Here is a 17,627-nt window from a genome sequence, read left to right as displayed (position 1 = left end):
TTCTCAGCGTTCGGGAACCGACCAGGCCAGGGCGGCGGCGACGCCCAGCGTAAAGCCAAGCTCGAACACCTGCTCGATCGCGCCCAGGACGTCGCCCGTATAGCCGCCCAGCAACCGGCGGGCGACCAGCGCCAGCATCAGGGCCAGCAGCGCCCCGGCCAGCAATCCCTGGAACACCACCCCGGCCGGCGACAGCGCCAGCGGCAGGGCGGCGAAGGTCACTGCGGCCAGGACCTCCCAGAAGCCGAGGTCGGACGGCGCGGGCTTCCACTTGCCGCCGTCGATGTCGCGGACATAGGCCAGCGCCCGCATGGCCAGCACCGAGGCGCCGCGGCCGCCCGCGTGCGCCGCCACCAGCGTCCAGGCGCCGAGCCCGGCCGGCAGGGTGGCCAGCGCCGCCGCCTTGGTCGCCAGCACGAGGCCGAGGCCGAGCGCGCCGTAGGTCCCGATGCGGCTGTCCTTCATGATCTCCAGCCGGCGCTCGGGCGAGCCGCCGCCGCCCAGGCCGTCGCAGGTGTCGGCCAGGCCGTCCTCGTGGAACGCCCCGGTGACCAGCACCCCCACGCCGATCGCCAGCAGGGCCGGCAGCGCGCCGGTCCACAGCTGCGAGGCGCCCCAGAACACGGCGGCGCTCACGCCGCCGACCAGCAGGCCGACCAGCGGGAAGTAGCGGGCGCTGCGTGAGATCCAGTCCGGTTCGAAGCCGGCCAGGGCCGGGGTCGGCACGCGGGTCAGGAACTGCACGGCGCAGAGGAACAGCCGCAGCTGGCGGGCGGCGAAGCTCACAGGCGGCCGGCCAGCACGTCGTCGAGGCTGGCCACTTCGCGGAGCATGGCCGCGGCGGCGCGGATCATTGGCAGGGCCAGCAGCGCGCCGGTCCCCTCGCCCAGGCGCATCGAGAGATCGAGCAGCGGGTCGGCTCCGGCCGCGGCCAGGACCAGGGCGTGGCCCCTTTCGGCGGAGCGATGGGTGAAGATGCAGAAGTCGGCGCAGGCCGGTTCGAGGCGGATCGCCGCCAGCGCCGCGGTCGAGGCGATGAAGCCGTCGATCAGCACCGGGGTGCGCGCCGCGGCCGCGCCGAGGATGGCTCCAGCCATGGCGATGATCTCCAGCCCGCCGAACTGGGCCAGCACCTCGCGCGGGTCGGTCGCGTCGCTGCGGGCGGCGGCGGCGGCGAGCACCGCGTGCTTGCGGGCCAGCCCTTCAGCGTCGTGACCGGCGCCCAGGCCGATGCAGTCGGCGAGCGGCGCAGGGGCCAGGCGGTGGAGGATGAGGGCGGCGCTGGCGCTGTTGCCGATGCCCATCTCGCCGACCGCCAGCACCTGCACGCCGTCCGCCTCGACGGCGTTGCGGGCGATGGCCGCGCCGCGGGCCAGGGCGCTCTCGACCTCGTCCGGCGTCAGCGCCGGCCCATGCTGCGCGTTGCGCGTGCCGCGGCGCACCTTGGCGTCGATCAGGGCCCGATGCGGCGGCAGGTCGGCGTCGACGCCGGCGTCGACCACCATCACCTGGGCCCCGACCGCGCCGGCGAAGGCGTTGGCGCTGGCCTTGCCGGCCAGCAGGGTGGCGACCATCGCCAGGGTGACGGCGGACGGATAGGCCGAGACGCCGGACTCGTTGAGACCGTGGTCGCCGGCGAACACCAGCAGCAGCGCTTTGTCGAACCGCGGATCGGGCCGGCCGGCGATCAGCGCCAGTCGGACCGCGAGGTCCTCGACCTTGCCCAGCGCGCCCGGCGGCTTGGCCTTGCCGTCGACGATCGCGCGGAACGCCGCCTCCTGGCTGCGGTCGAGCGGGACGATCGGGGTCATGCGCGGAGCTCCAGGCCGGCGATGGCCGCCAGGCGGGGGATGTCGAAGGACGACTGCAGCACGGCGGCGATCTCGTCCAGGGCCGCGTCGACGCGCGCGGACTGGTCCAGGCCGTCGGACGCCGCGCCCAGTTCCGCCAGCAGCGCGGCGCGGGCCTCGGCGCGATCGAAGAGACCGTGGACATAGGCGCCGGCGATACGGCCGTCGGGCGAGACCGCCCCCTCGCCCGCTCCGTCCTCGCGGATCAGCAGCGGCCGCTCAAGGGCCGGGCCTGAGGTGCGGCCGACATGGATCTCATAGCCGGCGAACGGCGCGCCGCTCGCAAGGCGTCCGGCGGCGGGGCGCAGCACCTTGTCGCCGGTCAGCACGGTCTCGACGTCGAGCAGGCCGAGGCCGGCGGCGGCGCCGGGCGGCCCCTCGACGCCGTCGGGGTCGGAGATGCTGCGCCCCAACATCTGGAAGCCGCCGCAGATTCCCAGCACGCGGCCGCCGCGGCGGACATGGGCGAGAAGGTCGATGTCCCAGCCCTGGGCGCGCAGGAAGGCCAGGTCGGCGATGGTCGCCTTGGTTCCCGGCAGGATGACCAGGTCGGCGTCGCCCGGCAGCGGCGAGCCGGGCGGCACGAAGCCGAAGTCGACCTCGGGCTCGGCCCGCAGCGGGTCGAAGTCGTCGAAGTTGGCGATCCGCGAAAGCATCGGCGCGACGATGCGCACCTGGCGGCCCTGGCGGCCGCCGACCCGGTCGAGCACCACCGCGTCCTCGGCTGGCAGCCGGCGGGCGGCCGCCAGCCAGGGCGCCATGCCAAGATCGGCCCAGCCGGTGCGGGCGACGATCTCGGCGCGGCCGTCGTCGAACAGGCTGGGATCGCCGCGGAACTTGTTGATCAGGAAGCCGGCGATCATGTCGCGATCGGCGGGTTCCAGCACCGTGTGCGCGCCGACCAGGGCGGCGATGACGTGGCCGCGGTCGACGTCGCCGACCAGCACCACCGGGACGCCGGCGGCGCGCGCAAAGCCCATATTGGCGATGTCGCCGGCCCGCAAGTTGGTCTCTGCCGGACTGCCCGCCCCCTCGACGATCACCATGTCGGCCTCGGCCTGCAGGGCGCGGTAGCTGTCGAGCACCACGTCCAGCAGCGCGGTCTTGCGCTCCTGATAGCCGCGCGCCTGCCAGGTCCCGGCCATCTGGCCGCGGACGACAAGCTGGGCGCCGACGTCGGACTGCGGCTTGAGCAGGACGGGGTTCATGTCGACGGTGGCGGGGGTGCGGCAGGCGATGGCCTGCAGCGCCTGGGCGCGGCCGATCTCGCCGCCGTCGACGGTGACGGCGGCGTTGTTCGACATGTTTTGCGGCTTGAAGGGGCGCACGCGCAGGCCCTGGTTGGCGAACACCCGGCAGAGCCCGGCGACCAGCACCGACTTGCCGACGTCCGAGCCGCATCCCTGGATCATCAGCGCGGCCACAGCAGTCCTCCCAGGGCAAGCGCGGCGGCGATGACCGCGCAGGCGCGCAGATAGAGCCCAAGCCCGCGCTTCAGGTCCAGCGGCGACGGACGCGGGCCCTCGCCGAAGGTGGGCCGCTCATGGGGAACGCCGTCATAGCTGGCCGGTCCGCCGAGCCGCACGCCCAGCGCTGCTGCCATCGCTGCCTCGGGCCAGCCGGAGTTGGGCGAGGCGTGCTTGCCCGCGTCGCGGAACATAGTCTTCCAGCCGCGGCCGGCGACCAGGGCGATCAAGGCGCCGGCCAGCCGCGCCGGGATCAGGTTCATCAGGTCGTCGGTGCGCGCCGCCGCCCAGCCGAAGCAGCGGTAGGGCTCCTCGCGGTGACCGATCATGCTGTCGGCGGTGTTGACCGCCTTATAAGCGAACAGGCCGGCCGGCCCGGCGACCAGGAACCAGAACAGCGGCGCGACGACGCCGTCGTTGAAGCTCTCGGCGAGGCTCTCGAGGGCCGCGGCGGCGACGCCCTCCTCATCCAAGGCGGCGGTGTCGCGGCCGACAATCATGGCCACGGCTGCGCGGGCGAGCGGCAGGTTGGCGCCGGGGTCAAGCGCCCGACTGACCGCGGCGACGTGGTCGTAGAGACTGCGGGCGGCGAGGCCCGTAGAGGCCAGCCCTATCGTCAGGATAAGCGCCCAGCCGTGCAGGAACCTGTCGATCAGGACGCCGGCGGCGGCCGCGCCTCCAGCGACGAGCAGCAGGGTGAGGATGCCGGCGGCCCGGCGGCGCAGGTCGCCGCCGTGGTTGAGCGCGGTCTCGAGCCGGCCCAGCGCCGCGCCGATCCAGACCACCGGATGGGGGATCGGCAGGCGGCGCGGATAGCCGAAGGCGCCCTCGACCGCCGCAGCGGCGAGGACGATCCAGGGATCAGCCGCCACGCCCGACGATCTCGATCAGCGGGCCGCCCTCGCCCTGAACCACGCGGGCGCGGACGCCATAGGCGCGGGCCATCACTTCCGGCGACAGCGCCTGGGCCGGCGGACCGTCGGCCAGCACCTTGCCCGCCGCCATGACGATCACGCGGTCGGCGATGCGCGCGGCCAGCGACAGGTCGTGCAGGGTGACGATGACGCCCTTGCCCTGGTCGTGCGCCAGGCTGCGGAACAGCTCGCCGGCGTCGAGCTGGTGACCCGGATCGAGGCCGGTCAGCGGCTCGTCGGCCAGCAGCCATTCGGGCTCGCCGGCCAGGGCGCGGGCGATCAGCACGCGGCCGCGCTCGCCGCCCGACAGGGTGGTGACGTCGCGGTCGGCCAACTCGACCACCCCGGCGGCGGCCATGGCGCGGTCGATGGCGGCGGCGTCCTCGATCGAGAGGCCGCTGGAGCCGATGAACGGCGTGCGGCCCAGACCGACCAGGATCCGCGCTTCGACCGCCCAGGCGACCTCCTGGGTCTGGGGCAGCACGCCGATGCGGCGGGCGCGGGCGCGGGGAGCCATGGAGATCACATCGTCGCGGTCGAGATCGACGTGGCCGAACTGCGGGCGGCGCAGGCCGGCCAGGCAGGCGAGGAAGGTCGACTTGCCCGCGCCGTTGGGACCGAGGATGGCGGTCACGGTGCCGCTCTCGAACGTGGCGCTGACCCCGTCGACCACGGCCTTGCCGCCGAGGCGGACCTGGACGTCCTGGGCTTGCAGACGGCTCATGCGATCCTCCGGCGCAGGGACAGCAGCAGGGCGAAGAAGAACGGCCCGCCGAGCACGGCCATGGCGACGCCAAGCTTCACCTCGCCGGCGGCGGGGGTCAGGCGCACGGCGATGTCGGCGGCGAGCACCAGCACCGCGCCGCCCAGGGCGCTCGGCCCGAGCAGGCCGCCCGGCTGGGCGCCGACCAGCGGCCGCAGCAGGTGCGGCACGATCAGGCCGACGAAGCCGATGACGCCGGTGACCGCGACGCTGGCCCCGGCGGTGAGCGCCACGCCGAGCGCCAACATCCAGCGCACCGTGGCCATGTTGACGCCCAGCGAGCGCGCGCCGGTTTCACCCAGGGTCAGGGCGTCGAGGCTGCGGCCAATCATCAGCAGCAGGCCGCAGCCGACCGCGATCAACGGCAGGGCGGTCTGCACCTCGGTCAGGCTGCGGTCGGCCAGCGAACCCATCAGCCAGTTGACGATCTCATTCACGGCCCAGGGATTGGGCGCCAGGCTGAGCGCCAGGGCGACGCCGGCCCCGGCCATGGTCTGCAGGATCACGCCGGCCAGCACGAAGGTGACGATGCTGGAGGCGCGGCCCGAGAGCGCCAGCAGCAGGAACACCGCGATCAGGGCGCCGAGCATGGCGAACGAGGTGATCACCCAGGGCTCGGCCGCGCCCGCGCCCAGATAGAGCGTCAGCACCGCGCCGAGCGCGCCCATCGACGAGACGCCGAGCGCGCCGGGATCGGCCAACGGATTGCGGGTGTAGCCCTGCATCGCCGCGCCGGCCATGCCGAGCGCCGCGCCGACGGCGATGGCCAGGATGGTGCGCGGCAGCCGCAGCTCGAAAATGATCGACCAACGCGGATCGCCGGGGTTCAGCCAGTCGGACAGCGGCACCCAGACCCGGCCGGCGGCCATGCTGATCATCGACAGCAGCACCAGCAGCAGGCCGAGGACGAGGAGGGTCGTGCGTCTCTTGCTCATGAGCATGCTCGGTCGCCCTTCTCCCCTTGCGGGAGAAGGTGGCAGGCGAAGCCTGACGGATGAGGGGAAAGCCGCCTTGCCGATGCGAGGCGACGGAAAGTCCCCGCCCCCTCATCCGACCTCGCTGCGCGGGGCCGCCTTCTCCCGCAAGGGGAGAAGGAAGATTGGCGTGCGGGCGCAAATTCAGTTGCGGGCGGCAGGGTCAGCAGGCCCCCTCCGTCTCGCGGCTGGCGCCGCGAGCCACCTCCCCCAGAGGTGGAGGAACTATGGAGCCTCATGCGCCCCTCCGCTTGGCGAGGGCGTCGTCGCGGGCCTTGGCGAGCATGCGGGCGGTCTCGATCAGCACCGGGCCGCCGCAGAAGGTCAGCTGCTGCGGGAAGGTGGCGCGGTGCATGCGGGTCGCGACCCGCGACAGCGCCGGATGGGTCAGGACCCGGTCGGCCCACGTCGGGGCGCCGGGCTCGGCCTCGCCGGCCAGCAGGACGTCAGGCGGATCGGCGACCAGCAGCTCGAGCGGGATGTTGCCGGTGCGCTTGAGGCCGTAGCGCGCGGCGGCGTTGTCGAGGCCGCAGCGGCGCATCATTTCGTCCATCATGGTGCCTGGGGCGGTGGCGAAGCCGCCGGCCTGGTAGGTGATCGCCGACAGCCGCGGCGTTCCCGGGCGCGGCGCGGCGGCGGCCAGAGCGGCGCGGACCTGGGCGATCACCGCTTCGCCGCGCTCGGGCCGATGCACCGCGCGGGCGACCTGGCGGACCTGGTCGAGGCTCTCCTCGACGGTGTTGGGCACCGCGAACAGCTCGGCCGGAATGCCCAGCCGCTTCAGCGCCGCGCGGGTGGCGGGCGAGGAGTGGCGGCCGGTCAGCACGAGGTCAGGCCGCAGGGCCAGCACCTCCTCGGCGCTCTCGTAGGTGAAGGGATAGGTCGCGCCGGCCGGGCCGATGCTGGAGGAGCTCGGGTCGTGCGAGTAGTGGCTGATCGCGGCGATCTGGGCGCGGTCGGCCACGTGGACCAGGATCACGTCCAGGCAGGGGTTGAGCGAGACCACGCGCCGCGGCGCGCGGACCGGCGCGGCCCCGGAAAGGCCCACCACGGCGCCCGCGGCGAGCGCCGACCGCCGGGTGAGCATCCAGCTCAAAAGTCGATGCCCCGCTGGGCCTTGATGCCCTGGTCGAACGGATGCTTGACCAGCGTCATCTCGGTGACGAGATCGGCGATCGCCAGCAGTTCAGGCTTGGCGTTGCGGCCGGTGACGACGACGTGCTTGTCGCGGGGGCGGGCCTGGAGATCGGCGACCACCTTGGCGATGTCGAGGTAGTCGTAGCGCAGGGCGATGTTCAGCTCGTCGAGGATGACGAGATCGAGCTCGGGGTCGTGGAGCATCTCCAGCGAGGTGGCCCAGGCGGCCTCGGCGGCCTCGATGTCGCGGGCGCGGTCCTGGGTGTCCCAGGTGAAGCCCTGGCCCATGATCTCGTAGCGGACGCTCTCGGGGAAGCGCTTGTAGAACTGGCGCTCGCCAGTGATCCACTTGCCCTTGATGTACTGGACGATCCCGACCTTCTGGTTCCAGCCGAGGGCGCGGGCGACCATGCCGAAGGCGGCGGTGGACTTGCCCTTGCCATCGCCGGTGTGGACCAGCAGCAGGCCCGGCGCATCGGTCTTCTCGGCCATCATCGCGTCGCGCTCGGCCTTGAGCGCCTGCATGGCGGCCTTGTGTTCGGCGTTCTTGCGGTCTTCGTCTTCGCTCATGGGCGGGAGCTCTCCAGGGCCGCCTTCAGACGCGGCCAATCCTTGGGTTTCGGCAGGCCGAACCTGAGCCAGGTCGGCTGATCGGGAAAGGGCCGCGTGAGCACGCCGCAGCGGGCGAGATGCTCGAAGCGGCGGCTGGCGTCCGGCGCCGACGCCAGCCGGAACAGCGAGGTTCCGCCCAGCACGGCGAAGCCGCTCGACGTCAGCAGCGCGTCGAGCCGCGCGGCCTCACGCACCAGACGCCCGCGCGTGCGTTCGGCCCAACCGTCGTCGGCATAGGCGGCCAGGCCCGCGGCGATCGCCTCGGCACCGACCGGCCAGTCGCCGAACTGGGCGCCGATGCGGGCGGCCAGGCCCGGCTCGGCGATCACGAAGCCGAGCCGAACGCCCGGCAGACCGTAGAACTTACCGAACGAGCGCAGCACGACGGTGCGGCTCGAGCGGCTTCCTTCCCCCTCCCCCGTTTGCACGGGGGAGGAGAAGAAACTCGCGGCGACGCTGAGCTGCGGCGCGGTTTCGACGAAGGCTTCGTCGACGATCAGCCAGCGATCGCCGAGGTCCGGCGCGGCGACGATCGCCCCATCGGGGTTGTTCGGATTGACCAGCACCACCGCCTCGGCGGCGCTGGTGGAGATCTGGTCGGCTGTGACGGCCTTCACCTTCGCGCCGGCCAGCCGCCAGGCCTCGGCGTGACCGCCATAGGTCGGCGAGACGATGGCCGCTGAGCGGGCGCCGAGGATCCGCGGCAGCACGCGCAGCGCCGCTTCCGTGCCGGGGGTGGCGACCACCCGGTCGGCGTCGACCCCGAAGGCGCGGCCGGCGGCGGCTTCCAGCGCCCTCACCTCCTCGGGATCAGGCAGCCGGCGCAGCGCCTCGGGAGCGGCCCGCGGGGCCCGATAGGCCCGCGGGTTGATCCCGGTCGACAGGTCGAGCCACGGCGCGGGAGCGTCCGGAAACGCTCCCTTGGCCGCCGCCAAGCGGCCGCCGTGGCGGAGGAAAGCCCCCGCGTCGAGATCAGAAGCGGGCGCGGACACCAGCGTACACGCCCCGGCCCGGCGAGCCGTAGTTGCGGGTGGTCTCGTAGTCGTCGTCGAAGGCGTTCTCGACGCGGCCATAGAGCTCGAAGGTCTCGTTGACCGGATACGACGCGCGCAGATCCAGCAGGGTGTAGGCCTGCAGGACGTAGCTGTTGGCGGCGTTGTCGTAGCTCTTGCCGACATAGCGGATCGAGCCGCCGAGGCTGGCGCGGTTTTCCCAGGTGTAGGTCGCCTGGATGTTGGCCTGATGCTCGGGCCGGCGGGCCAGGTGCTTGCCGCGGTTCGCGTTGCCGGGCGAGTCGTTCTCGGTGTCGGTCCAGGTGTAGTTGGCGCCGAGCTCCAGCGGGCCCAGGTCAGCGCTGCCTTCCAGCTCCACCCCATGCGCCTTCGTCTGGGCGGTGTTGGCGTAGTAGCCGAAACGGCGCACGCCGTTCACGACGCACATCGGGTCGGGGGTCGTGGCCGTGCAGGAGAAGTAGTCGATCTGGTTGTCGGTCTCGCGGTTGAAGTAGGTCGCGCGGACCAGGAAGCGTCCGGCGAAGCGCTGCTCGATGCCGGCGTCCCAGCCGTCGGCCTCTTCGGCTTCCAGCGCCAGGTTCCCGTACTCCGAATAGAGCTGGTAGAGGGTCGGGGCCTTGAAGCCCTGGCCGAAGCTGGCGCGCAGCACGGTGTTCCCGTCGTTCAGCGACCAGGCGGCGGCCAGTTGGCCGAGGGTCGCTTCGCCGAAGGTGTCGTGGCTGTCGCGGCGCAGGCCGGCGGTCAGGGTCAGGCCGGTGATCACCTCGCCCTGAACCTGGGCGTAGATGCCGTCGATGCCGGCCTTGGCTCTCGTCACCGGCGGGTTGGGGGCGAAGGCGCTGGGCGATGCGGAGCGCATCGAAGCGTCCTCGGTCTCGCCGCCGAAGGTCGCGGTCCAGGCGTCGTTGATCGCCCAGACGCCCTGGTACTCCCAGCGCTTGTTCTCGCCGCGGGCGTCGAAGGTGGTGGTGGTCACCGCCTGGTCCGGATTGGTGTTCTGGCGGTCGGTGCGGGTGTAGGCGTAGGCGACGCGGTTGGTCAGGGCGCCGTCGAACAGGTTGAAGTTCACCGCGCCGTAGCCGACGAACTCCTCGGTCTCGCCGGTCTCGCGGGTGTCGCCGAAGCTGAAGGTGGGCGGCGGGAAGCCGTCGAAGCCGTTGCGCCCCTTGGAGTAGACGCCGCGCAGGTCGAAGGAGAGGTTCTCGGTGGCGGTGAACAGCGCGCGACCGCTGACGCCGGTGTTCTCGTAGCCGTCCTTTTCCTTGCCGAGGCGATAGGAGGAGACGCCGTCGGTGTCGTAGCGGCCGGCGGCCAGGCGCCAGGCCAGGCGCTCGGTCTTGCCGCCGACGCCGGCGCGGAAATAGGTCGTGCCCATCGAGCCGCCCTCGGCGGCGGCGTCGGCCTCGAACGGCTCGGACGCCTCGCGGGTGATGATGTTGACAACGCCGCCGATGGCCTGGCTGCCCCACAGGGTCGACTGGGCGCCGCGCAGCACCTCGATGCGGCCGATGTCGCCCGCCAGCAGGTTCGAGAAGTTGTATCCGCCGCCGGTGGTCGACGGGTCGTTGAGCTTCACGCCGTCGATGATGACGACGGTCTGGTCGGCCTCGGCGCCGCGGATGCGCACCGAGGTCGAGCCGCCGACGCCGCCGTTGCGCGAGAACGAGACGCCCGGCATCGACGACAGCAGGGTCGAGATGTCGACCGTCTGGGCGGCCTTGATGGCCTCGTAGTCGAGGACGCTGATGGCCTGGCCGACGCGGTCGGCGGCCTGCGGGTTGCGGTTGGCGGTGACCACCAGTTCGCCGACGCTGGCGATGGCGACCGGGGCGGCGGTCTGGGCGAGCGCACTGGTGGCGAGACCGCAGAGCGCGGCGGTGGTGGCGAGTAGAACGGTCTTCAACGGGTTATCCCCCCTGACGCATGACGACATGACCCGCGCACGAACGCAGGTCGACGGACGTCGTCTCTCGGGAAGGTTCCCCGTTCGCGCGCTCCCACCGAGCGTACGAAGGACGACCGCGTCAGGCAGGTCTCCTGGCTCACGGGTCACAGCCTTTGCGCGCCGCCTTCCCAGACTGTCGTCCAGTGGCATATGACGCGCGGGCTCGCCGCTTACAGTTGCGGGGGCAGCCCAGGTTTCACACCTGAGTTCCCTATTAATCCCCTCTCGGGGAACCTGTCGCGGGGCCTGCCTAGGCTCTGCCATGCGGAGCGTCAATCCCATGAGCCTGACCTTCGTCCTGGGCGGCGCGCGATCCGGCAAGACCAGCTATGCGCTGCGCGAGGCCTGGAACCACGCCGGAAATCGCCGGGTGATGATCGCCACCGCCCAGGCCCACGACGTCGAGATGGCGCAGCGCATCGCCCGCCATCAGGCCGAACGCGGCGAGGGCTGGGTCACGGTGGAGGCGCCGCTGGAGCTGGCCGGAGCGGTCGCCGCGCTGGACGCCGGCGACGTGGCGGTGGTCGACTGCCTGACCCTGTGGCTGACCAACCACCTGCTGGCCGAGGCCGACCTGGCGCAGAAGGTCGCCGAGTTGGCCGCGGCGCTGAAGGCCAGTCCGGCGACGCTCTACGTCGTCTCCAACGAGGTCGGCCAGGGCATCGTGCCCGACAACGCCCTGGCCCGCCGGTTCCGCGACGAGGCCGGCTGGATGAACCAGGCGATGGCCGCGGCGGCCGACCGCGCGGTGCTGATCAGCGCCGGATTGCCGCTGGTCCTTAAGGGCTGACGCTTTTTGCATCCAAAATATTGACCGTTTGAATTCACACCCATAGGCTTGTCGAAACGCCCGCCAAGGGCGCAGGCCAGGGTGGAGCGCGATGGACGGACCGATCAGGATTCTGGTGCCGACGGGCTCGCTCGGCGCCGGCGCCAGCGAGAAGGAGGTCGCCTACGGCATCGCCCAGGGGGCGCGGGCGATCGCCACCGACGCCGGCTCCACCGACAGCGGCGCGGCCTATCTGGCGCTGGGGATCTCGAAGAACAACCGCGGCTCGGTGAAGCGCGACCTGAGCATCCTGATGAAGGCCGGGGCGGAGGCGAACATCCCGCTGATCATCGGCACCTGCGGCCAGGCCGGCGGCGACCGCAACCTCGACTGGACGGCGCAGATCGTCGTCGAGGTGGCCGGCGAACTCGGTATCCGGCCGAAGATCGCCCTGCTCTATTCCGAACAGGACAAGGCCGACCTGAAGGCGCGCAACGCGGCGGGCCAGATCTCGCCGCTGGCGCCGCTGGGCCCGCTGGACGACGCCGACATCGACGCCTGCGAGCACATCGTCGCGGCCATGGGCCCCGAGCCGTACATGGCCGCGCTGCAGGCCGGGGCCGACATCGTGCTGGGCGGACGCACCACCGACACCGCGGTGCTGGCCTGTTTCGCGTTGCTGCACGGCGCGCCGGCCGGGCCCGCCTGGCACGCGGCCAAGATCGCCGAGTGCGGGGCGCAGTGCACGGCGGTGCGCAACGGCGGGGCCGGGGTGCTGATCGGCATCGGTCCCGACGGCTTCGAGGTCGAGCCGCTGGCCGCCGACAACTGGTGCGATCCGGAAAGCGTCTCGGCGCACATGCTCTACGAGAACAGCGACCCGTTCCGGCTGACCGAGCCCGGCGGGGTGCTGGACGTGACCCAGGCGGTCTACACCCAGCTGTCGGAGCGGGCGGTGAAGGTGACCGGCTCGGTCTGGGAGCCGCGGCCCTACACCATGAAGCTGGAGGGCGCGGCGGCCAGCCGCTTCCAGACGGTGATGCTGATCGGCGTCCAGGACCCCGACGTGCTGGCCAATATCGACGCCTTCCACGACCGACTGCTGGCCGCCCTCTACCAGCGGGTCCACAAGACCATCGGGGCGGCGGCCGGCGACTTCCACATCTCGCTGCGGCTCTACGGCTGGAACGCGGTCTCGGGCGACAAGCCGCCGGAGGGCACGCCGCCGCCGCGCGAGGTCGGGGTGCTGTTCGTCGCCACCGCCGACACCCAGGAGATGGCCTCGCAGATCGCCAAGGCCTGCAATGCCTACTTCTTCCACTTCCCCCTGGTGATGGACAAGGAACTGCCGAGCTACGGGTTCGCGTTCACCCCGGCCGACATCGACCGCGGGCCGGTGTTCGAGTTCAAGCTCAACCACGTGGTCCAGGTCGACGACCCGATGGAGTTGGTGCGCACCGCCTGGATCGACCTGCGCGAGGGGGAGAGCGCCTGATGGCCAAGGTCAAGGACGTCTGCCGCCATGTGCGCTCCAAGAACGCCGGGCCGTTCTGGGTGACGATCGACTTCTTCTTCGACGGCCCCGAGAGCTTCGCGCGCTATCACGAGAGCCCGGTGCTGGGGCCCGAGCTGTTCGCGCGGCTGTTCGGGACCGACCCGGCGCTGGTCAAGCGGTTCGCCGCGCCGAGCCTCAACGTCGTGAAGGTCTCCTATCCGCGCGCTGCGCCGCAGGGCGGGATGGTCGAGCGCGACATGCATGCGGGCCAGCAGTACGTGCGGCTGCTGGACGTCGAGCTGGACGCGTGAGCCGCCGGGTCGTCGTCACCCAGCGCTTCTTCGACGACGCCGCCCGCGGCTATCTGGAGGCCAACGGCTGCGAGGTCGCGGTCGCCGACCTGCCGCCCGGCAAGGGCGACGGCGACTTCACGCAGGCCGAGCTTGAGACGCTGCTGGCCGGCGCCGCCGGCTGGATCGTCGGTCATGCGCGGGTGACGCGGCCGCTGCTGGCGGCGCTGCCGCAACTGCAGGTCGTCTCGCGCCGCGGGGTCGGCTACGAGCGGGTCGACCTGGAGGCGGTCCGCGAGCTGGGCAAGGTGGCGGCGATCGCGGCCGGCGGCAACGACGCCTCGGTTGCCGACCACACGATCGCGCTGATGCTGGCGGTCGCCCGCCGGCTCCGCGAGTCGCAGGCCGCGATGCAGGCCGGGAACTGGACGATCCTGACCGGCTCTGACCTCTATCGGAAGACGGTCGGCGTGGTCGGCGCCGGCCGCATCGGCCGCAGCGTCGTGCAGCGGCTGAGCGGCTTCGAGGCGAAGGTCCTGGTGCACAGCCCGCGCCGGGACGAGGCTTGGGCGCGCGCCGCCGGCGTCGCCTACGCCGATCTGCCGACCCTGCTGGCGCAGTCCGACGTCCTGACCCTGCATGCGCCGTTGACGCCGGCGACGCGGTTCCTGATCGACCAAGCGGCGCTGGCGGCGATGAAGCCCGGCGCGATCCTGATCAACACCGCCCGCGGCGGGCTGGTCGACGACCGGGCGCTGCTGGCGGCGCTGGAGAGCGGGCGGCTGGGCGGCGCGGGGCTCGACACCTTCGTCAGCGAGAGCGATCCCGACTGGGCGCCGGTAACGCAGGCGCTGCTGGCTCGCGGCGACGTGGTCGCCAGCCCGCACGCGGCAGCCTCCTCGCGCGAGGGCCTGGAGCGCACCAACATGGTCGCGGCGCGCTCGGTCGTGGCGGTGCTGGACGGCGGCGAGCCCGCGGCCGGATGCGTGGTCGCCGACGGGCGCTAGCGCAGCGCCGCGGCGATCGCCTGGCCGCAGGCGACCGTGCCCAGCGGCCCGCCGAGGTCGCGGGTGCGCAGCTCCTGGCGCGCCAGCACCGTCTCGATCGCGCTCACCACCGCGCTCGCGGCCTCGTGCTCGCCGAGATGGTCGAGCATCAGCGCCGCCGACCAGATCTGGCCGACCGGATTGGCCACGCCCTGCCCGGCGATGTCGGGGGCCGAGCCGTGCACCGGCTCGAACAGCGAGGGGAATTTGCGCTCGGGATTGATGTTGGCGGCCGGGGCGATGGCGATGGTGCCGGTGCAGGCCGGGCCGAGGTCCGAGAGGATGTCGCCGAACAGGTTCGAGGCCACCACCACGTCGAACCAGTCGGGGTGCTGCACGAAGTGCGCGGTCAGGATGTCGATGTGGTACTTGTCCCAGCGCACGTCGGGATAGTTCTGCGCCATGGCTTCGACCCTCTGGTCCCAGTAGGGCATGGTGATCGAGATGCCGTTCGACTTGGTGGCCGAGGTCAGGTGCTTCTTCTCGCGCCGCTGGGCCAGGTCGAAGGCGTACTTCAGCACGCGGTCGACGCCGATCCGGGTCATCACCGTCTCCTGCACGACCACCTCGCGCTCGGTGCCCGGGAAGATCACGCCGCCGATCGAGGAGTACTCGCCCTCGGTGTTCTCGCGCACGACGTAGAAGTCGATGTCGCCCGGACCGCGCCCGGCGAGCGGACTGGGCACGCCGGGCATCAGCTTGACCGGCCGCAGGTTCACGTACTGGTCGAATTCGCGCCGGAACTGGATCAGCGAACCCCAGAGCGAGACGTGGTCGGGCACGCTGTCGGGCCAACCGACCGCCCCGAAGAAGATCGCGTCGTGGCCGCCGATCTGCTGCTTCCAGTCCTCCGGCATCATCGCGCCGTGCCGCAGGTAGTAGTCGCAGGACGCGAAGTCGAAGTGGTCGAACGCGAAGCGGCAGCCGTAGCGCGCCGAGACCGCCTCCAGCATGCGCAGGCCCTCGGGCACGACCTCCTTGCCGATGCCGTCTCCGGGAATGACGGCGATGCGATGGGTGCGGCTCATGACCCCCTCGGGCGCTGGCGACTATGGACAGCGCCGATGCTATCGCCCAAAAGATTGGATGCAATAATTATATAAAATGGATGCCGTTTGCGGACGGCCTCATCGAAGGGTGGCGATGGCGAGGATGCGGGTCTTGGTGCGCAGCACGTGGTCGCTCATCGCCCGCTCGGCGCCCGGCGCGTCGCCGGCGCGGATCAGGCGCAGGATCTTCTCGTGATCGGCCTGCATCTCGACGATGTGCGGCGGGGTGGTCGCCGGCAGCGCCCGGGCCGGCGCCGGGACATGCGCGGCGATGGTCGGCGAGACCCGCACCGGGTCGCCGAACAGCGGGTAGAGCAGCGTCATGCGGATGGCGCTGCGCAGGGCGTGGTTGCGGGTCACCTGGTGGATCAGCCGGTGGAAGATGCGGTTGTACTCGTACCAGTCGCGCTCCAGCGCCTCGGACCAGTCGCCGCGCTGCACGATGGCCTGCGAGCGGGCCGCCACGTCGGCCAGATAGGCCAGTTCCTCTGCGGTCCAGCCGCGATCGACCGACAGGCGGCAGGCCAGGCCCTCGAGCGAGGCGCGCACGTCGATCGAGTCGTAGACGTCGCCCAGCGTGACCGCGCGCACGGTGTAGCCGCGGTTGACGCTGTAGAGCACCAGCCCCTCGGCCGAGAGCACGGCCAGCGCGCTGCGGATCGGGGTGCGCGAGACCTCCAGCTGGGTCGCCAGCCCCTCGGCGCGCAGCCGCGTCCCCGGCGCGATCTGCCCGGTCACGATCATCTCGCGCAGCCGGGTCAGCACGGTGTGGGTGGCCGGCTCGGTGTTCTGCGGATCGGCCAGCGCCTCGACACCGCCCATCGTCTTGCCCGCCATGCCCCGCTCCGAGAATCTTCGATCGGCCCCACGGTGGGCGATCCCCCGGAGCGATACAATCACCGGGCCGTGCGCGTCCCGCCCTTTCCACGCGCCGGCGCCGCCGCGCGAGCGACGGAGCTTCTGCCGTGATCCCCCAGCTGCCCCCGGCCCTGCTCGGCCTGGCGATGGTCGCCGTGTTCATGACCCTGATCATGACCAAGAAGATGTCGGCGATCGCCGCGCTGCTGATCGTGCCGATCGCGTTCGGCCTGCTGGCTGGGGCCGGGCCGCAGCTCGGCGAGATGATCATCAAGGGCGTGCTGCAGGTGGCCCCGACGGCGCTGATGCTGGCCTTCGCCGTGCTCTACTTCGCGATCATGATGGACGCCGGGCTGTTCGACCCGCTGGTGCGCAAGGTCCTGGCCACGGTGGGCGAGGATCCCGTGCGGATCAGCCTGGGCACCGCGGTTCTGGCGGCCGCCGTCTCGCTCGACGGCGACGGCACGACCACCGCCCTGATTGTGATCAGCGCCATGCTGCCGGTCTACCGGCGGGTGGGGATGAACCCGCTGATCCTCGCCACCCTTCTGGGCCTGACCAACTCGCTGATGAACTTCGTGCCTTGGGGCGGGCCCTCGGCGCGGGCCGCCGCGGCGGTGCACGCCGAGCTCTCCGACGTCTTCCTGCCGCTGCTGCCGGCGATGATCGCCGGGCTGGCCGCCACCTTCGTCCTGGCCTGGCTGTTCGGCCGGGCCGAGCGGCGGCGCCTGGCCGCCGCGCCCGCGACCCCGGCCTCGCCGCCCTCGGCGTTCGCCAGCGCCGATCCGGCCCTGACGGAGATCCGCCGCCCGCGGCTGTTCTGGCTCAACCTCGCTCTGACCGCGGGCCTGGTCGCCGGGATGATCCTCGGACTGGCGCCGCTGCCGGTGCTGATGATGGGCGCCTTCGCTATCGCCGTGACGCTCAACTATCCGCGGCTCGGCGAGCAGCGCGCGCGGATCGCCGCTCATGCCGAGAACGTCGTCAACGTCGTGGTGCTGATCTTCGCGGCCGGCGCCTTCACCGGCATCCTCAACGGCGCGGGCATGGCCGATGCGATGGCCCAGGCGGCGCTGTCGATCATCCCGCCGTCGGTCGGCCCGTTCCTGGCGCCGATCACCGCCCTGGCCAGCATGCCGCTGACCTTCGTGATGTCGAACGACGCGTACTATTTCGGGGTGGTGCCGGTGATCGCCGCCACCGCCGCCAACTTCGGCATCGCGGCCGAAGAAATCGCCCGCGCCTCGCTGATCGGCCAGCCGGTCCACGCGCTGAGCCCGCTGCTCGCCCCGATCTACCTGGCGTGCGGCCTGCTCGGCGTCGACGTCGCCGACGCCCAGCGCTTCGCGCTGAAGTGGGCGGTGCTGATCTGCCTGGTGGTGCTCGCCGCCGCGCTGGCGACGGGGGCCGTGCCGCTGGCGGCGTAGGTCGGCGCGGAAATGTCGG

Annotated in this window: 17 protein-coding genes and 1 riboswitch; of the genes, 5 read left to right on the top strand and 12 right to left on the bottom strand. The window is 72.0% G+C overall.

Features of this window, described 5'->3' with window-relative positions; all coding sequences use genetic code 11:
• Positions 1-3: 3 nt before the first annotated feature.
• The 10 genes from cobS to ACSQ2H_RS03750 form a co-directional block, all read right to left on the bottom strand.
• The gene (gene cobS / locus ACSQ2H_RS03795) at positions 4-786 is read right to left on the bottom strand and encodes an adenosylcobinamide-GDP ribazoletransferase (RefSeq protein ID WP_436060122.1); all 783 of its coding nucleotides are present in this window, start codon (positions 784-786) and stop codon (positions 4-6) included.
• Complete coding sequence (gene cobT, locus ACSQ2H_RS03790) at positions 783-1,811, bottom strand: nicotinate-nucleotide--dimethylbenzimidazole phosphoribosyltransferase (RefSeq protein ID WP_436060121.1); 1,029 nt, start codon at positions 1,809-1,811, stop codon at positions 783-785. The genes cobS and cobT overlap by 4 nt, the downstream gene beginning before the upstream one ends.
• Positions 1,808-3,274, bottom strand: a complete 1,467-nt coding sequence (locus ACSQ2H_RS03785) for a cobyric acid synthase (protein WP_436060120.1) — start codon at positions 3,272-3,274, stop codon at positions 1,808-1,810. The genes cobT and ACSQ2H_RS03785 overlap by 4 nt, the downstream gene beginning before the upstream one ends.
• Positions 3,262-4,188, bottom strand: a complete 927-nt coding sequence (gene cbiB / locus ACSQ2H_RS03780) for an adenosylcobinamide-phosphate synthase CbiB (RefSeq protein WP_436060119.1) — start codon at positions 4,186-4,188, stop codon at positions 3,262-3,264. Before cbiB ends, ACSQ2H_RS03785 begins: the two co-directional genes overlap by 13 nt.
• On the bottom strand, positions 4,178-4,954 hold the full coding sequence (locus ACSQ2H_RS03775) for an ABC transporter ATP-binding protein (protein WP_436060118.1): 777 nt from the start codon (positions 4,952-4,954) through the stop codon (positions 4,178-4,180). Before ACSQ2H_RS03775 ends, cbiB begins: the two co-directional genes overlap by 11 nt.
• Positions 4,951-5,928 (bottom strand): FecCD family ABC transporter permease, encoded by a 978-nt coding sequence (locus ACSQ2H_RS03770; RefSeq protein ID WP_436060117.1) that lies wholly within the window; start codon positions 5,926-5,928, stop codon positions 4,951-4,953. Before ACSQ2H_RS03770 ends, ACSQ2H_RS03775 begins: the two co-directional genes overlap by 4 nt.
• Positions 5,929-6,202: 274 nt before the next feature.
• On the bottom strand, positions 6,203-7,054 hold the full coding sequence (locus ACSQ2H_RS03765; RefSeq protein ID WP_436063544.1) for an ABC transporter substrate-binding protein: 852 nt from the start codon (positions 7,052-7,054) through the stop codon (positions 6,203-6,205).
• Between the two features lie 5 nt (positions 7,055-7,059).
• Complete coding sequence (gene cobO / locus ACSQ2H_RS03760) at positions 7,060-7,674, bottom strand: cob(I)yrinic acid a,c-diamide adenosyltransferase (protein WP_436060116.1); 615 nt, start codon at positions 7,672-7,674, stop codon at positions 7,060-7,062.
• Positions 7,671-8,708, bottom strand: coding sequence for a threonine-phosphate decarboxylase (locus tag ACSQ2H_RS03755; RefSeq protein ID WP_436060115.1), 1,038 nt, complete (start codon positions 8,706-8,708; stop codon positions 7,671-7,673). The genes cobO and ACSQ2H_RS03755 overlap by 4 nt, the downstream gene beginning before the upstream one ends.
• A complete protein-coding gene (locus tag ACSQ2H_RS03750) occupies positions 8,689-10,632 on the bottom strand; it encodes a TonB-dependent receptor plug domain-containing protein (protein ID WP_436060114.1) in 1,944 nt (647 codons plus the stop codon). Before ACSQ2H_RS03750 ends, ACSQ2H_RS03755 begins: the two co-directional genes overlap by 20 nt.
• 107 nt (positions 10,633-10,739) lie before the next feature.
• Positions 10,740-10,927, bottom strand: a riboswitch (cobalamin riboswitch).
• Between the two features lie 27 nt (positions 10,928-10,954).
• On the opposite strand from ACSQ2H_RS03750, the gene cobU reads away from it, so the two are divergent.
• The 4 genes from cobU to ACSQ2H_RS03730 all read left to right on the top strand — a co-directional run bounded on the left by cobU (position 10,955) and on the right by ACSQ2H_RS03730 (position 14,235).
• Complete coding sequence (gene cobU, locus ACSQ2H_RS03745; RefSeq protein ID WP_436060113.1) at positions 10,955-11,464, top strand: bifunctional adenosylcobinamide kinase/adenosylcobinamide-phosphate guanylyltransferase; 510 nt, start codon at positions 10,955-10,957, stop codon at positions 11,462-11,464.
• 91 nt (positions 11,465-11,555) lie between these two features.
• Positions 11,556-12,938 carry an acyclic terpene utilization AtuA family protein gene (locus tag ACSQ2H_RS03740; protein ID WP_436060112.1) on the top strand — a complete coding sequence of 461 codons (1,383 nt, stop codon included), beginning with the start codon at positions 11,556-11,558 and terminating at the stop codon, positions 12,936-12,938.
• Positions 12,938-13,249 (top strand): DUF4387 domain-containing protein, encoded by a 312-nt coding sequence (locus tag ACSQ2H_RS03735; protein ID WP_436060111.1) that lies wholly within the window; start codon positions 12,938-12,940, stop codon positions 13,247-13,249. Before ACSQ2H_RS03740 ends, ACSQ2H_RS03735 begins: the two co-directional genes overlap by 1 nt.
• A complete protein-coding gene (locus tag ACSQ2H_RS03730) occupies positions 13,246-14,235 on the top strand; it encodes a phosphoglycerate dehydrogenase (RefSeq protein ID WP_436060110.1) in 990 nt (329 codons plus the stop codon). The genes ACSQ2H_RS03735 and ACSQ2H_RS03730 overlap by 4 nt, the downstream gene beginning before the upstream one ends.
• Here ACSQ2H_RS03730 and ACSQ2H_RS03725 read toward each other — a convergent pair.
• Complete coding sequence (locus tag ACSQ2H_RS03725) at positions 14,232-15,302, bottom strand: tartrate dehydrogenase (RefSeq protein WP_436060109.1); 1,071 nt, start codon at positions 15,300-15,302, stop codon at positions 14,232-14,234. The genes ACSQ2H_RS03730 and ACSQ2H_RS03725 overlap by 4 nt on opposite strands.
• Positions 15,303-15,401: 99 nt before the next feature.
• Entirely contained in the window at positions 15,402-16,160 is a 759-nt protein-coding gene (locus ACSQ2H_RS03720; protein ID WP_436060108.1) for a GntR family transcriptional regulator, read from the bottom strand.
• Positions 16,161-16,288: 128 nt separating this feature from the next.
• On the opposite strand from ACSQ2H_RS03720, the gene ACSQ2H_RS03715 reads away from it, so the two are divergent.
• The gene (locus ACSQ2H_RS03715; RefSeq protein ID WP_436060107.1) at positions 16,289-17,608 is read left to right on the top strand and encodes a CitMHS family transporter; all 1,320 of its coding nucleotides are present in this window, start codon (positions 16,289-16,291) and stop codon (positions 17,606-17,608) included.
• The last annotated feature ends 19 nt before the right edge of the window (positions 17,609-17,627 follow it).

Origin of the sequence: Phenylobacterium sp. LjRoot97 (genome assembly GCF_964254345.1) — a bacterium.
In the GTDB taxonomy this organism is placed as follows: domain Bacteria; phylum Pseudomonadota; class Alphaproteobacteria; order Caulobacterales; family Caulobacteraceae; genus Phenylobacterium.
This window is presented reverse-complemented; position numbering and strand designations above follow the sequence as displayed.